Consider the following 14,905-nt stretch of genomic DNA (forward strand, 5'->3'; position numbering starts at 1 on the left):
ATGGCCGAAGCCGCTCGAACTGCTGTTCACTCAACCAAAACTCGCTCAAATCCACGCTCCTGCTGTCGCAGAGCCTGAATCACATCCGAGCCGCCGTGGGAATCCCATTTATGGGTCCGGACCCTAGTCAGATGTCTGATCGACAAGGATTTGATCATCCGGTGTGACGTTATGCCCGCCTACGTCATGATCAGCTGTTGCCATTCACGCGCCGCAGAAACGCGATGATGTTGCCATTCACCTCATCGGCCTGTTCGATATTCGAGAGATGCCCGGCGTTGGGGACGGTATAGGCCTCTCCCCTTGGAAACCGCCGGGCCAAGTGGGGCGCGTATCCAGGCTCTTTCAGCACATCGAATTCGCCTCCTATGACGAGGACGGGGATATCGATATTTTCATACCGCGTCGTATCGACCTGGCCGAACTCTGATCGAACGCTGACCAGGGGATTTTTAAAGCGGGCCGCTGCCGAGCACTCCCATGCCCCAGGCTCGATACTGCTTCGGAAACGCCGCTCGACATATGCGTCATTCCGCGACCAGGAGGGGTCGTGGATCAGAGCTTCGACGATTTTCCGCATGCCTGATATGGTGCAATCATAGTCGAGCAGCGCACGGCGAAATATGTTGTCGGGAGCGTTTCCTCCCGAGCCGATCAACACCAATGATCGTGCCGGGAGACTGCGCGAATCTGCCGAGAGCGCGCGGACAGCAAGTGCTCCGCCCATGGAACAGCCGATGAGATCCGCCTTGTCGATCTCCTTGTAGGCCAGGAAGCGCTGCATGTGGGCAAGGCGCCGTTGCGCTCCCAGCTCGAAATCATGCACCTTGGCGGTCGTACCGAAACCGAGCCAATCAGGCGCGATGACGTGGAACCCCCCGGCAAGCGCATGGAAGTTGAATTCCCAAGTCAGTTCGGCGCTCGAGCCATGTTCGCCACCATGTAGCAACACCACCGTAGGCCCCGAACCCGCTTCATAATAGCCCGTATCCAGGCCATCGATCACGGCAGTCCGAAAATGATCTTTCATGGTTCGGCAAATTTATCCATCTGATCCGGGCGGTGTTCGAACCGGATAATGTGCAGTTGTAAGTCGTTATAAGCCTGATCTTACATGGTCCAATAATAACGGATAATAACGGTATAGGAATTATGCATGGAGTAATTGTTCTTTTTCGAGATTGCGTGATAACGCTACGCATCGTAATCACGCTATAGGCAGAGGAGGCCAATTTAATGCCCGATGAATCACCCGACGATCAGTATAAGCTGCTCGTATTGAGTAATCCGGTCACCGGTCGCGAGGAAGAGTTCAACGCCTGGTATTCAGATCAACATCTTGGGGATGTTTTGTCTGTCGATGGGTTCGTCGCCGCGCAACGCTTTACGATGGTCGATAACGCCAAGGATGCTGCTGCTGATTTAAAGGCGCCAAACTGGCGCTATGCCGCCATCTACGAGATCGAGAATTCCGATCCCTGGGCGACCTTTGCCGCGCTCGAAAAGAAAATGGCCACCGGCGAAATTCTGATTTCGGGTTCGTTGAATTTGGCCGAGACCAGGTTGATCGTACTCAAGCCGATTACCGGGGTGGTCCAAAAATAGCGGGCTCGTCTGGGTGCCTGCTCGGGTCATTCGGCAGCGTAGCAAAAGGCGCAGAATTTGTTGCCATCCGGGTCGCGGATATAGGCTCCATAGGCGTTGGGGACGAAATCACGCAGACCCGGAGGGCCTTCGCAAATGCCGCCATTGGCCAGCGCGTGGGCGTGAAAGCTGTCGACAGCCTTCCGACTGGGCGCGGCAAAGCCGATCGTGCCGCCATTGGCACTGGTCGCTGGTTGACCGTTAATTGGATAGGTGACGAGCAAGGCTGGTTGATCGGCGCCCCACGCAGAACGGGTGTCGCCATCGAACAAGCGCTTCAGGCCGAGCGCCCCAAGCACCTTGTCATAGAAGCTGCGTGACTTCTCGAGATCGTTGGTTCCAACGACGGTGTGGGTGAACACGCTCATAATTTTCTCCTTAAATCTGTTTCGCACGGTCAGTGGCCGTGCTGGAATCCGCAGCGGAAAATGTCATCCAACGACGACATGCGGCGACGACCAGGGAGCCAGATGGTCCGACGTCGTTTCTTGAAAATGAGCGGGAAGATCTTCCAGCATGTCGAACACCGCTGCCATCCTGCCAAATCCGCCCATCGCCAGCCAGAAGTTCAACTCGACAAGTTGGCCCTCCGTAAAATGTTCGCGCAAATTGTTCATGTGAGAGTCGTTGATGCTCAGATGGTCGGTCAGAAACCGATCGGTATAGGCCAGTGCCGCGCGCTCGGCCGCCGAAAGATCGGGAGCTTCCGTGGGCTTTTCGAGCGAGCAGACGAGATCCTCTGTTACCCCGTCGTCGATACCGTCCTGATATCGAATAGCCATGCAGGTACGGCATTGATTGTGAAATGCCATGCGCAGCCTGACCAGTTCGACCAGACGATCAGGAAGAGTCTGGTCAGCCTTGAATGCGCTGAACAGGGCGGCAAATGCTTTTGCAATATTGGGTCGATGCGCAAGGATGTTGAAAACCGACCTCGCAATGGGCGGCAATGCGTCTGCTCCTATCGTCGCGCGCAGGTCCGCATCCCAGTTGGAAAGGTCTATCTTGGCTATCCGACTCATCGTGCCGTCCTGTCCTGAAGGGGATATTTCGCCAGCAGTGCAGCTGACCAAAACGGCCCATGATGCGTCTCAGGAAGCCCGTGCCGCCCTATCCGGCCCGTGCCGATCACTGCTGCCCAGCCGCGCAATTTCTGGAGAGCTCTGCCCGATCTATTGAGTGGGCAGGATAAATGGGGCGCCGGCCAAGCGTCTAATTACTTATCATCATTGCGCAATAGCATGTCCGAATGAGAGGTCGGCATTTCCTTCGTGAATTGGCCTCTCAAGGAAAAGTATTTTTAATATTGCGCTCCAATATTTACGTGAGATAGATGTTTGACTTCGGAGGGGGCGCCCGTGATCCAGCAACTTGTGAAAGAATGGGCTTGTCATGTGTCCTGATCAGTGTCGGACTGCTGCGCGATCCGCCCGGTGGCTTCGAAGCATATGAATAACGTGGATAGGCTCCAGCGCCTCGAAGCGGTTGAAGATATCAAACATCTGAAGGCGCGCTACTTCCGATGGGTGGATACGCAGCAGTGGCAGGAGTTACGGACGCTGTTCGTCGACGACGCCATATTGCTGTTTCCGGAAACCGATCCGGAACCGATGCCCATCGGCCAATTCATGCGAGCGGTCGAGGCGGCGTTTACGGGCGGCGTTTCGATACATCACGGGCATATGGCCGAGATCGAGATACTCTCTCTGAATACCGCCCAAGCCATCTGGGCCATGGAAGACCGCATATACTTCCCCCCTGGAGTGCCGGGAATCCGCGGCGCCAGTGAGATCCACGGCGCCGGCCATTATCACGAGACCTATATTCGCAGGGACGGCATATGGCTGTTTAAATCCATGAAGCTCACCCGGCTACGGCTGGAGGTAAAGCTGGCACCCGTTACCGTGATTTAAGAACGGCCTGTGTCCTCGCGGATGCTTGTCGCGAAAGATCATATGTCGTCATATCCTGTGCCATTGATGCTGCCGGGGCCCGCAACACCGTGCACCGATGAATTTACGACCGGACCAGCCTGGACGCCATATGACTATCACCCTTTCGCTCATGGCAGCGTGGTATTTTCTTGTGAGGCATCATGACCCCGTCGCTGAAAATTGATTTTATTTCGGACGTCTCCTGTCCGTGGTGCCTCATCGGCGCGATCGGGCTCGAGCGCGCCTTGGCTCGTTCCAAAGACGTCGTCACGGCGGACATTCGCTTCCAGCCCTTTGAGCTGAACCCGACGATGCCGGCGGGCGGAGAGAATGTCATCGAACATCTTGCGCGAAAACATGGCGCCACCGCGCAGCAATCGGCGCCGATGCGCGCTATGGTTCAATCGCGCGCCGCGGAGCTCGGATTCACGATTGCCACATCGGAAGACAGCCGCATCTACAATACGTTCGATGCGCACCGCTTGCTCTACTGGGCGGCCCTGATTGGCTGCGATCAACAGAGAGCGTTGAAACATGCCCTGTTCGAGGCATATTTCACGCGTGCGCTAGACCCTTCGAACCACGATATATTGATGGATGCCGCGGAAGCATCGGGCCTCGACCGCCACGAGGCTGGTGCGCTGCTGGCGTCGGAGCGCTATGCCGACGACGTTCGGGCGCTGGAGCGCCAGTGGCGGCAACGCGGCATCACAACCATACCCGCCGTTATCGTCAATGACCGCTTTCTCATCTCGGGCGGACAATTGCCGGAAGCATATGAGGCAGCGCTCCGTAACATCGCGGCCGACCTTTGAGGCCACAGCCGCAATATCGTCAGAACAGGGTTTCCAAGACCTTGCTTGAATAAGGAATAAGCTCGTCACACCGATCTGTTCGGACCTTATTCAACCACTCCGGGTCAGCCAGCAGCACACGGCCCATTGCAACCAGATCGAAGTCGCCTCTTTCATAGCGTCGCGACAACTCCCTGAGCGAGGCAAGGTGCGGGTGTGACTCGCCGCCCTGTTCGACATCGGCGAACAGATCGCGGTCCAGGCCCACCGAACCCACGGTAATCGTCGGCTGGCCGGTCAATTTCTTCACCCACCCGGCAAAATTGAGATCGGAGCCTTCAAATTCGGGCTCCCAGAAGCGCCGCTGCGAGCAATCGAAGATATCCACGCCGGCGTCTACGAGCGGCTCCAGCCACCCTTCCAATTCTGAAGGCGTCGATGCCATGCGGACGTTGTAAAAACCTGTTTTCCATTGAGAAATACGCATCATCAGAACGAAGTCATCGCCCACGGCGCTTCTCATCGCCCGATATATATCGGCGCCAAATCGCGCGCGTTCGCGTAGCGTCGCTCCCCCATAGCGGCCATTGCGCCTATTGGTTTCGCTCCAGAAGAACTGATCGACCAGATAGCCATGAGCGGCGTGAATCTCGGCAGCGTTGAAGCCCAGGCGCCGGGCGTCGGCGGCGGCACGGCAGTAGGAAGATATGACATCTGCGACATCTTCCTCGGTCATGAGTCGCCCGCCCGCGACGTTCGGGCCAATGAGCCCCGAGGGGCTTTCCAATGCCGCCGGCGGTTCGTCGGGGAAATTGAAGTCGGGTACCCCACCGACATGCCAGAATTGGGGCGCCATAGTGGCCCCTGCCAACTGCACACCATCGAGAATGCGCTTCCACGCGCCAAGCGGCTCCTCCCCATAGAAGTTGGGGACGGTGGATATCGCGCGCGAGGCGGTGCGATCGATGCCGAGCCCCTCGGTGATGATCAACCCGACACCGCCTTCAGCCCGACGGCGATAATAAGCCGCCACGTCATCTGTCGGGATGCCCATTGGGGCGGAATATCGGGTCATCGGTGACATGACGAACCGGTTTTTCAAGTGCAGCGACTTATATCGGAAAGGCTGTTCCAGCGCGTGCAGCAGATTCATCTTAACTCCCCGAATTCATATTGTGCGCGTGGTCACGGCTATGCCGGGATGGCGAGCAATATGCCTTGCCATCCCGGCATATCTGCGAACCGCCCGGGCGCGGGTTAGAACTTGAAGCCCAGTCGTACCCCCCATTCGCGCGGTCGTCCGACCGTGAGATAGCCACCTGTCGAACTTTGCGCCTGATCGGTGGTGTAATGCTCACCCGTAAGGTTGGTACCGAAGAGAGTGACGAAGATGCGCTCCTGCGACGATGTCCAGGTAGCGTTCGCGCTGACGAGCCAGGTGGGATGCAGCGACAGCAGATTGTCGGCGGTCTGCATGACCCTGCTCGCATAGGCCGCGTTGGCGCCGAATTTCAGATTGCCTGCGTCTCCCAGCGGCACCTCATAGGCTATGCGCGCATTCCCGGTGAACCGGGGGGTATTGGGAATACGCTTACCCTTGAAATTGCCGCTGACGGCCGAATAGCCGAGGCAGGCCGCGGGAGACGGCGCACTGGCACCGAGCCCGCCCGCCGCCGCGCATGCCGGCAGAGACGCCGACAACACATAGGATGTGCCGATATATTGATCGAATGTCCCATGCACCCAACCGGCGCTGCCGCCCAGCGTGAGGCGCCGCGACAATGCCCAGTCGCCGTCACCCTCTAGGCCATAGATCGTCGCCTTGCCGGCATTCTCGACGGTCGTCGCGCCGGTCGCGGCGTTGATCGTCGAAACCTGCAGATCGCTCTGTTTGTAGTGGAATGCCGCGGCGTTGAATCGGACCTTCGAAGACGAATATTTGAAACCGGCTTCAAAGGACCGCAAATCCTCGGGCTTCACGCGGCTGACAGGCGCGGCGATCGCCGGGATGTTGAAGCCGCCACTCTTGAAGCCCTTGGTGAAGGTGGCATAGCTCAGGAAGCTTTCAGACGCCTTGTAGCTCAGCGTCACCTTCGGCGTGAAACGCTTGAACGATAATGTGTCGCTGGGCTCGATCGTCGTGGAGGCCGAGCGCGGGTCAGGATTGACATCTTCGGTGGTTCGGGACGGCCCGGTGTAAATCACGTTATAATCGAGAAACTTCTTCTCGATCGTGTAGCGCGCGCCGAGCGTGAGCTTTATCGCATCGCTGACGGCATAGCTGGCCTCGCCATAGGGTGCGATCGAGCGCGTCCGAGTACCCTGCTCCCCGCATAGCGACGTGCCGACGCCCAGCACGCCCGGGCCCATGATACAGAAGCCGTAGGCGCCGCGCTCATGGAAGTAGAAAAGACCGGCGGTGTACGAAAATGGTCCGTCGATGCTCGATACCGCTTGAACTTCCTGGGTGAAGGCTTTCGAGAAATCGACGGTCGCGGAGCCATCGAGTACCAGAAAACTTGTAGCATCGAGATCGGCTTTAGCTTCATTATCGCTATGCCGATATGTCGTGATCGACGAAAGCACTACGGGACCAAAATCATAATCGGCGCGGAGTTCGGTGCCTCGGGACACGCTCTTTCCCTGATAGCTTTTGTCTCGCGACAGGCCGCTTGCATAAGTATAGAAGCCTGTCTGCACTTGGCCGCCCAACGCAACACCGACATTGCCCGGCGCCGTTTGATCCAGTGCCAAGAAGGTATTGTCGGCGAAATCCCGCTTCCAGGAATAATCGCCGCGCAGCAAGACGGTGATCCTGTCGTCGGGCTTCCACAGCAGCTTGCCCAGGGCGACCTTCATGTTGCGGTTCTGTCCCGCGGGAAAGGCCGGATTGATGTTCTTGACGTAGCCATCATGCGTATCGAGATTTCCGGTAACACGCATGGCGAGTGTCGACGTCAGGGGAATATTGACCGTTCCTTCCGCCATCTTTCGGTCGAACCGGCCATAAGCAACCGCGCCTTTTGCTGAAAAATCGGGCTTGGGATCGTTGGTGATGATGCGGATCGCGCCACCAACCGCGTTCCGCCCATATAGGGTGCCCTGAGGACCTTTCAAAACTTCGATCCGCTCGACGTCGCTAAAGGCAAACAGCCCGCTCGACGCGCGCGCCATATATTGATCGTCCAGATAGACCGAGCTCGAAGAATCGAGGCCGATATTGACGATCTTTGAGCCGATGCCGCGGATGAATGGCGAAACATAGGTCGCGAAAGCGTTGATGGAGATATTCGGCGCAATCTGTGGCAAGGCCTGCTGCATATTGATATTGGCCCGCGCCAGGATATCGCCGCCGATGGCATTCACTGTGATCGGCACATTCTGAAGTCGCTCACTTCGTTTTTGCGCCGTAACAATGATGTCTTCAAGTCCGGAGGAGTCATCGGCCGTGATCGGGCTCGGTATCGTCGGCGCACTCTGCGCATACGCGGGAGCCGCAAGCAGAACGGCCATCCACGAGCAGCTACAAACCCAACCAGCTTTGCCCTTATACATGCCTTCACCCTCCACATTATATTTAAAAACAGTGTTTTATTATATGATTATTCGTTATTACATGTACCGGCCGGCCATGTCGTCGGCTCGGCCGATGATGTTTGAATCAGGCTGCGCCGTGATGTGAGCGAGACCACAGCGGCCACGTTACGCAGGCCGCCAGCGAGCACTGCCGCGTGGCTCTATCGCATTGGCGCTGTGATATTCTTGTTAGCGCGACGTCAGTTGCCGCTTCGCCTTCCATTGGCGAGCGACGTGTCGCCATCGATTGAAGCAGGTGCCCTCACACGGCAATCTCACGCTAAGCCAGTCGCTCGATAATCTCCGTAGTATGTGCAATCCTGTCTCCCCAATGGGTTTTTCGGTCCAAGGAAGGGACGTCATCCTGGCGCGTTCCTCAAGCAGACCTTTCCCTATTTTATAATTATACATGTCCGATATTCAGAACCGGCAGCATTATTGTTCTTGAGAGTGCAATAGCGGACACGACGCCGTCAAATATCATTTCCTAATCAGGCCATACAGTCCTGGCATGGATAGAATTCTCTATTTCATTTAGATGGCATGGGGACATAGGGTAAAGGAACGGGTCCAGAAATTAGAGCCAGAGCCGCGTCCCGCTCTGACGGAGCCCATCAGCGCGGACGAAGTTGATCTGCAGGCGTTTTACGCTCGTCGACAATGTACATCGCGATGCTGCCTCGACGAACAAATTTATCTTCATCTTCAGCAATTTGGTTTCCGATTACGGGATCGCTTATCGAGGTCAGCATTTTTTCATAGTCTTCGCGATGAGAAAAGGCGATCTCGGTGATAACGTCAAAGCCCGGCTCCATAGCCGTGCCGTCGAGATGCGCCGGTGCGCCCTTTTCATCTTCTCCGATATAGTTTCTCGTATAATCGCAGAAGTAAGGCAGCAGCCGCGTAATCAACGGCGCATGATGATTTTCATAATATTCCTTGAATGCGGCGTAGGATAACCCCTCTTTCCGCTGGACCGTGAAAATCACCTTCATGCCGCTCTCCTTTAAAGACATGTCGACGATGTCATGTGCTTGGGGCGGTTTTGCCCGTGAAATCAAACACTACCTTCTCCGTTGACAGAAATCCCGTAATCCGCGTCGACTCAATGAAGTGGACTTCATCCTCTGCAAGCAGCTTGCTCGCGGCCTGCCCCTCCAGCGATCCGAGCGCAATATTCATCTGATCCACGCTTTCCCACCATATTTCGGTAAGGCCATCCGGAGGTTCGCCCCAGCCACGGCCTTCTGCGAGCGCATCGATCGCGGGTGACGCAACCTTGTGACTTTGAATATAGCGCACGAATCCCATCGCCGGCCCATATTCCCGGACCAAAGCGCCATGATCTACGAACCAGCGGCTTTCAAAGTCTTCCTGGCTCATGCCCGGTTTGCGCCATACGGCAACGACCATCTTGATCAAATGCGATGCTCCTTTGTCGACGACGCGCCCTTTTTTCGGTGGGTCCATCAGATGGCCAAAGACCGGCGAGATCGGCAATTTATGCGAGCTGCGGAATGGAGGCTCGGTCGGTCAAACTGCACGTTGCCTCGCGTGGCACTATGTCGAGTACGAACGTCATCTTGGTGGCTCCGACAAGGATAGCTGTCACCATGGCCATCTCGACAATCTGTTCATTTGAAAAATACCGACGCAATCGCTCGTACAACGCAGCATCCAGCCGCCCGTCCGCGTTGCTGAATAGCATCTGGTCGGCCCAGTCGATGACCGCCCGTTCCAGCTCCGTAAATTCAGTAGGATCGGGTTCGAGGTCGAACAAGGCACCGATCTGCTTCTCGGTAAAGCCCAGAAGCCGGACTTCTTCTTCATTCGCACGGTTGCAAAGAGCGCAGCCGTGGCGCTTTGAAAGGCGCAGTCGAATGAGCTGCTTTATCCCAACATCGACCTTGAGATCGGGGCGCTTGTTATAGAACATCTGCTCATAGAAATCGGTGAAATAGAAATCTACCGAAGCAGGACTGTGCGCCAGGACTTGGATAGTCGTGGAATCACCCACCAGTCGATTCATCATATCGGCGGATTCCCGATAGGTGAGGGGAAGATCATCCAGCGCAATAGGCTGTATCACACCACGGGACATTGAGAGTTCCCTTATCTTCAAGAATTAAGAAGGTAACGAGTCATTCGGCCTAGGTCAACAAGCCACGCTGGTCGCTACCTTACGGCCAGAATTGCCAATATGGTCAAAGATTCTTTGAAGTGTCGGTATTAACATAGATATATTGCGCTGAATATCGGAAGATATGTTCATTCTTAATGGGCTCATGTGGTTATGTTATTTGACTCATATGCGGGAGGGCTTAGCTGTAGCAACGATTTCGAGGCCGGTCGCGCTATTCGGCGCATATGGTCGATAATCTGCGATCATGGTCGGCAGAGCTGCGCGCCGGCTGGTGACGGCCGAACCACCGATCGTGACCCGATAGGGATAGTCGCAGAGGGCGACGAATGGGACCGGCGGCCGTGTGTCAACTCCGTCGGCCTCGGCGCCGCATGTTATGGATGGTTGATTATGAGCTCAGACCCCATCACCGGTTCGACCGCTTTCATTTGCAGATTTGCCCTCGATCCCGCCCGGCACGATGAATTTATTGCGAACGCCAGAGCATTGTGGAGCATATTTTTGCCTGCGATAAAAAATGAAATGAACTTTCTTTATTGCGGCTACGGACGGGCGCCGAACGAACTCTACATACTCGAATCTTGGAAAAGCGAGGAAGCGACTGACCGGGTGCGCGCGGACCCAAGGTTCGAGAAAGGGTTTTCGGCATTGGTGGATTGCTGCGTGGAGCCCATGACGCTCCGGCTGCTGAGCGGTTTGGATCGGGATCGCGCGATATTCGACGCGTTTCCGGTTGGTCCATCGGAGCATCATCCCGGCCGAGACTTCCCTACGACCCTGTTTCTGTAATGGCATCACGGTATCGGGCTCGCAAGCGAAGCAGAAGAGGAGACTTTGCCGATTTGCGGCGGGCCACAACGAGCTTTGTGCAGCTCGCAATCATATTGCCGGAGCGCGACGTGCTGCTGGTGCAAAGTTCCCTGCCGCAGAGCATTTGCAACGCGATCGATAGCCTATGTTACCTGCAAAATGAGGTGATTAGCCCAGTTGGAAGACAGCTTCTCCGTCTCCGATCACTAATATTACTATCCGCAAAGAGTGCAGCATAGATCACTATTCTAAACATGGAGCAGGCAGATGACCGTCACCATAGATCCGGTGATCGACGCTGCGGTCTATCGGCGAGTGCTAGGCCATTATCCGACGGGTGTTTGCGTCGTGACGGCCGCGCTGCCCGATGGCCGCCGCGCCGCTATGGTGGTGGGATCGTTCACATCGGTATCGCTGTCCCCTCCGCTTGTCGGCTTTTTTCCGGACGTCTCATCGACCAGTTGGCTGGACATCGAACGTGCGGCAAAATTCTGCGTCAACGTCCTGGCGAGCGACCAAGTGGATCTTTGCCGGCGCTTTTCCGCCAAAGGAGAGGACAAGTTCGCCGGTCTATCTCATAGGGTGTCAGCGAACGGTTCGCCTGTGCTCGATGATGTGTTGGCATGGATCGATTGCAGCCTGGAAAAGGTCTACGAGGCGGGCGACCATTATGTCGTGCTTGGCCGGGTCCAAGAGCTCGACATCGTGCGCCCGGGTCAGCCCTTGTTATTTTTTCGTGGAGGCTATGGCAGTTTCGCCCCTTCAAGAATTTAGCGCGTCGCCAGAACTACGACAGGCCAGTGCCGATAACGGTTACCTGTACGCTTGGAAATTTTGGGAGATTCTGTCGCTATTAGCCCACGATCTTATCAGCTTCAAATACGCCGGAGGTAGTGCGCAGGAGCGCGCGCTGCGCGCATCGCTCGTCGCCGAAGGAAAAGGCCTCGCCGCCACTCTCGACGATGCCGGGATCGAGCGCTTCATCCAGCATTATCAGCGGATCACCCAACATATCCTGGCCGAGATGCCGGGGCGGGCCGACCTTTGCATCGCACTCGATGCCGAACGACGCCCGATGCTACGAGAGAAAGAGAAGGTTTAACCCTATGATGATCGGAGATGCCTTTCCGCTGGCCGGCCTTCGAGTGCTCGAGATAGGGCATTTCGTGGCGGCGCCGTTCGCGACGCGCCTCCTCGCCGATCTCGGCGCCGATGTGATCAAGATCGAGCCGCGCAGTGGCGATCCGGCGCGCCATTGGGGCGAGCAGGTCGATGGCAATGTGCTGTGGTGGTCGGTGCACGCTCGCAACAAGCGCTGCATGACGCTCGATCTCAAGCATCCGCGCGCGACCGAGATCGTCAAGAAGCTGGTGCGCGGCTGCGATGCGGTCGTCGAGAATTTCCGCCCAGGGCAACTCGACAAGCTGGGCATCGGCCCCGATATCCTGCGGGCCGAGCGGCCCGATCTCGTGATTGCGCATATCTCGGGCTATGGGCAGACCGGGCCTTATCGCGACCGCGCTGCCTTCGGCGTGATCGGCGAGGCGATCGGCGGCTTGCGCTATCTGACCGATCAGCCGCCCGGCGTGAGCGATCTGCCGCCGGTGCGCGTCGGCGTGAGTATCGGGGACTCGCTTGCCGGCATGTATGCGGTGATCGGCCTGCTCGCGGCGATATGGCAGCGCGACAGCGCCAAGGGCGACGGCAAGCCGCGCAGCATCGACGTCGCTCTGACTGAAAGCGTGCTGAGCCTGATGGAGGGCATGCTTCCCGAATATGGCCGGCTCGGCAAGATTCGCCAGCCGGCGGGCGGCGGCATCGCGACTGCCGCACCGACCAATGCCTATCCCGGCTCGGACGGTGGGTTCGTACTGATCGCCGCCAATTCGGAGCCGTTGTTCGCCAAGCTGATGACGTTGATCGGCCGGCCCGATCTGATCGGCGTGCCGCGCTTTGCGGGCAATCAGCAGCGTGTCCAGAACACGCTCGAACTCGACGAACTCATTCGCGGCTGGTCGCGCCAACATGACAGCGAGGCCCTGATCCGGATGCTGGCCGAGGCGGATATTCCGAGTTCGAAGGTCTACAACGCCGCCGATATCGCCGCCGATCCCCAGTATCGCGAGCGCGGCATGGTCCGCGAGGTCGCGGATCCGCTCTTTGGAGGCACGGTGCTGCAACCCGGGGTCGTTCCGCATTTTTGCGGCGAACCCGCGGCGATCCGCTGGGCCGGGCCGGCGCTCGGCGCGCATAATGACGAAATCCTGCAGGGGCTGCTCGGCCTTGGCGCCGACGAGGTGGCCGACCTGCGTGCAGAAGGAGTGATCTGATGGTCTCGAACGATGCCGTAACGCTCGTCGAAGTCGGCCCGCGCGATGGATTTCAACCGATCGGACCGCTGATCCCTACGGCGACCAAGATCGATTATGTCACGCGGCTCTATGATGCGGGCGTGCGCCGGATGGAGGCTACGGCGTTCGTCAGTGATCGGGCGGTGCCGCAGCTTGCCGATGCGGCAGAGGTGCTGACGGCGTCGCAGGCGCTGCCCGGGTTGGCAGTGCAGGTGCTGGTGCCCAACCAGCGCTATTGCGACAAGGCGATCGAGGCCGGCGCGACCTTCATTTCCTTCGTGCTGTCGGTCAGCGAAAAGCACAATATGAACAATGTCCGCCGCACCACGCAGGACTCGGTGGAGGAATATGCCCGGCTGGTGGCGGGGCTGCCCGCCGGCACGAGACTGCGGCTCAACCTGGCCACTTCGTTCGATTGCCCATTTGACGGCGCGGTCGATCCCCAAGCGGTGATCGCGCTGCTCGATCAGCTCGTGCCGATCCGCTCCGATGCCGAGATCGCGCTGTGCGACACCACCGGCCGCACCACGCCTTCCCACGTCCGTGCCCTGTTCGCCGACGCGATCGCGCGGCACGCCGGGCCGAGCTGGGCGTTCCATGGCCATGACACCTATGGGCTGGGCGTCGCTAACGTCCTGGCGGCGCATGACGCGGGCGCGCGGGTATTCGACTCCTCCTTTGCGGGCCTCGGCGGCTGCCCCTTCGCGCCGGGCGCGACCGGCAATGTCGCCACCGAAGATGTCGTCTGGACGTTCGGCAAGATGGGCATTTCGAGCGGGATCGACCTCGATCGCCTGCTCGATGTCGCCGAGGATGGCGTGACCATAGCCGGCGCTCTGTCCGGTGGCCGCGTGCGCAACGCATTGCACAGCCAGCGTTGTGCGACGGGGATTGCCTAGGGCGCGATAAGGTGCGCGATCAGCAGCTGGGTCGCAGCGGACAGCTTGTCCGCGCCGTGGGAACAGTCCGTAACTCAACCTTGCCAATGTTGGGGTCGAGGGTTCGAATCCCTTCGCCCGCTCCAGCGCGATATAGTACGCTGATCTACGACGATGCACCTCGCGAACTTTTCTGAAACGGAAGCCCATCAGCCTGATTGCCCCTCATAATGTCGCCTAAGTCTGGAGGTGGGCAGAAATCACGGAGCCTCCCCATTTGGGTCCGCCAATTGCTCGTCTATGGCGGCGACTTATTAACCAGCCGCCGTTCACTCGCTTGAAATCGAAATGATTATAACCCGCTGTGAAGACTGCGTAACGCCCGTCGTCCTCGCGGATCACGATCATCGAATAGGCTTCGGCCCAAGCGCTATCGCCGTCCACCCGGATGAAAATGTTCGTTGGGATATGCATGCTACGATTTTCGACGACCTGTTTATGGAGGCCCTGCGGATCACTCACAAGATGGTGGAGCTGCTCGCGACCGCGAAGCTGCAGATCGTCAAGGTCATATTCTCCATCTTGCGTCCACAGCTCGGAAAACTCCTGCTCGTGGCCAAGATCAGCTGTGAAGCCGTAACGCGATAACAGCTCGCGGAGTTCAAGCTGATCGCGGAGCTCGCGTATCTCTTTTTCCATCCGTTCCAGCCGATCCTCGTCCATGAGGCGTCCTTTCCACTAGACAGTACCGTTCGCGTAAGCTTGCGATGAAGGG

Annotated in this window: 17 protein-coding genes; 8 read left to right on the forward strand and 9 right to left on the reverse strand. The window is 57.7% G+C overall.

Going from position 1 to position 14,905, the window contains the following annotated elements; translation table 11 throughout:
- Positions 1-190: 190 nt before the first annotated feature.
- Complete coding sequence (locus tag WP12_RS14990) at positions 191-1,006, reverse strand: alpha/beta fold hydrolase (protein ID WP_160299225.1); 816 nt, start codon at positions 1,004-1,006, stop codon at positions 191-193.
- Between the two features lie 230 nt (positions 1,007-1,236).
- Between WP12_RS14990 and WP12_RS14995 the strand changes: the two genes are divergently transcribed.
- Positions 1,237-1,605, forward strand: coding sequence for a DUF4286 family protein (locus tag WP12_RS14995; RefSeq protein WP_046194490.1), 369 nt, complete (start codon positions 1,237-1,239; stop codon positions 1,603-1,605).
- A 26-nt stretch (positions 1,606-1,631) separates the two neighbouring features.
- Here WP12_RS14995 and WP12_RS15000 read toward each other — a convergent pair whose 3' ends face one another.
- Together WP12_RS15000 and WP12_RS15005 are read right to left on the reverse strand one after the other, a co-directional pair.
- Positions 1,632-2,012, reverse strand: a complete 381-nt coding sequence (locus tag WP12_RS15000; protein WP_046194491.1) for a VOC family protein — start codon at positions 2,010-2,012, stop codon at positions 1,632-1,634.
- Between the two features lie 63 nt (positions 2,013-2,075).
- Positions 2,076-2,666, reverse strand: a complete 591-nt coding sequence (locus tag WP12_RS15005) for a carboxymuconolactone decarboxylase family protein (protein WP_052730406.1) — start codon at positions 2,664-2,666, stop codon at positions 2,076-2,078.
- Positions 2,667-3,092: 426 nt separating this feature from the next.
- Between WP12_RS15005 and WP12_RS15010 the strand changes: the two genes are divergently transcribed.
- Both WP12_RS15010 and WP12_RS15015 read left to right on the forward strand, forming a co-directional pair.
- Entirely contained in the window at positions 3,093-3,557 is a 465-nt protein-coding gene (locus tag WP12_RS15010; RefSeq protein WP_046194492.1) for a nuclear transport factor 2 family protein, read from the forward strand.
- A gap of 182 nt (positions 3,558-3,739) precedes the next feature.
- Entirely contained in the window at positions 3,740-4,393 is a 654-nt protein-coding gene (locus WP12_RS15015; RefSeq protein ID WP_046194493.1) for a DsbA family oxidoreductase, read from the forward strand.
- Positions 4,394-4,412: 19 nt separating this feature from the next.
- Here WP12_RS15015 and WP12_RS15020 read toward each other — a convergent pair whose 3' ends face one another.
- The 5 genes from WP12_RS15020 to WP12_RS15040 form a co-directional block, all read right to left on the reverse strand.
- Positions 4,413-5,525: an NADH:flavin oxidoreductase gene (locus WP12_RS15020; RefSeq protein WP_046194494.1), complete on the reverse strand. Its 1,113-nt coding sequence runs from the start codon at positions 5,523-5,525 to the stop codon at positions 4,413-4,415.
- A gap of 104 nt (positions 5,526-5,629) precedes the next feature.
- Positions 5,630-7,750: a TonB-dependent receptor gene (locus WP12_RS15025; protein ID WP_046194495.1), complete on the reverse strand. Its 2,121-nt coding sequence runs from the start codon at positions 7,748-7,750 to the stop codon at positions 5,630-5,632.
- A gap of 812 nt (positions 7,751-8,562) precedes the next feature.
- Entirely contained in the window at positions 8,563-8,943 is a 381-nt protein-coding gene (locus WP12_RS15030) for an EthD domain-containing protein (RefSeq protein ID WP_046194496.1), read from the reverse strand.
- Between the two features lie 31 nt (positions 8,944-8,974).
- Complete coding sequence (locus WP12_RS15035) at positions 8,975-9,361, reverse strand: EthD domain-containing protein (protein ID WP_235399156.1); 387 nt, start codon at positions 9,359-9,361, stop codon at positions 8,975-8,977.
- Positions 9,362-9,449: 88 nt separating this feature from the next.
- Positions 9,450-10,049, reverse strand: a complete 600-nt coding sequence (locus WP12_RS15040) for a carboxymuconolactone decarboxylase family protein (RefSeq protein WP_046194497.1) — start codon at positions 10,047-10,049, stop codon at positions 9,450-9,452.
- A gap of 432 nt (positions 10,050-10,481) precedes the next feature.
- Here WP12_RS15040 and WP12_RS15045 point away from each other — a divergent pair, with 432 nt between their 5' ends.
- From WP12_RS15045 to WP12_RS15060, 5 genes are all read left to right on the forward strand, one after another.
- Positions 10,482-10,880 (forward strand): putative quinol monooxygenase, encoded by a 399-nt coding sequence (locus WP12_RS15045; RefSeq protein ID WP_152664015.1) that lies wholly within the window; start codon positions 10,482-10,484, stop codon positions 10,878-10,880.
- A gap of 288 nt (positions 10,881-11,168) precedes the next feature.
- The gene (locus WP12_RS15050; RefSeq protein WP_046194499.1) at positions 11,169-11,675 is read left to right on the forward strand and encodes a flavin reductase family protein; all 507 of its coding nucleotides are present in this window, start codon (positions 11,169-11,171) and stop codon (positions 11,673-11,675) included.
- Positions 11,647-12,003, forward strand: a complete 357-nt coding sequence (locus tag WP12_RS24930; RefSeq protein ID WP_152664016.1) for a hypothetical protein — start codon at positions 11,647-11,649, stop codon at positions 12,001-12,003. Before WP12_RS15050 ends, WP12_RS24930 begins: the two co-directional genes overlap by 29 nt.
- 4 nt (positions 12,004-12,007) lie before the next feature.
- Entirely contained in the window at positions 12,008-13,231 is a 1,224-nt protein-coding gene (locus tag WP12_RS15055) for a CaiB/BaiF CoA transferase family protein (RefSeq protein WP_052730408.1), read from the forward strand.
- Entirely contained in the window at positions 13,231-14,151 is a 921-nt protein-coding gene (locus tag WP12_RS15060) for a hydroxymethylglutaryl-CoA lyase (RefSeq protein WP_046194500.1), read from the forward strand. The genes WP12_RS15055 and WP12_RS15060 overlap by 1 nt, the downstream gene beginning before the upstream one ends.
- A gap of 216 nt (positions 14,152-14,367) precedes the next feature.
- Here WP12_RS15060 and WP12_RS15065 read toward each other — a convergent pair whose 3' ends face one another.
- Entirely contained in the window at positions 14,368-14,853 is a 486-nt protein-coding gene (locus WP12_RS15065) for a nuclear transport factor 2 family protein (protein WP_046194501.1), read from the reverse strand.
- Positions 14,854-14,905 lie beyond the last annotated feature (52 nt).

Origin of the sequence: Sphingomonas sp. SRS2 (genome assembly GCF_000971055.1) — a bacterium.
Lineage (GTDB): Bacteria > Pseudomonadota > Alphaproteobacteria > Sphingomonadales > Sphingomonadaceae > Rhizorhabdus.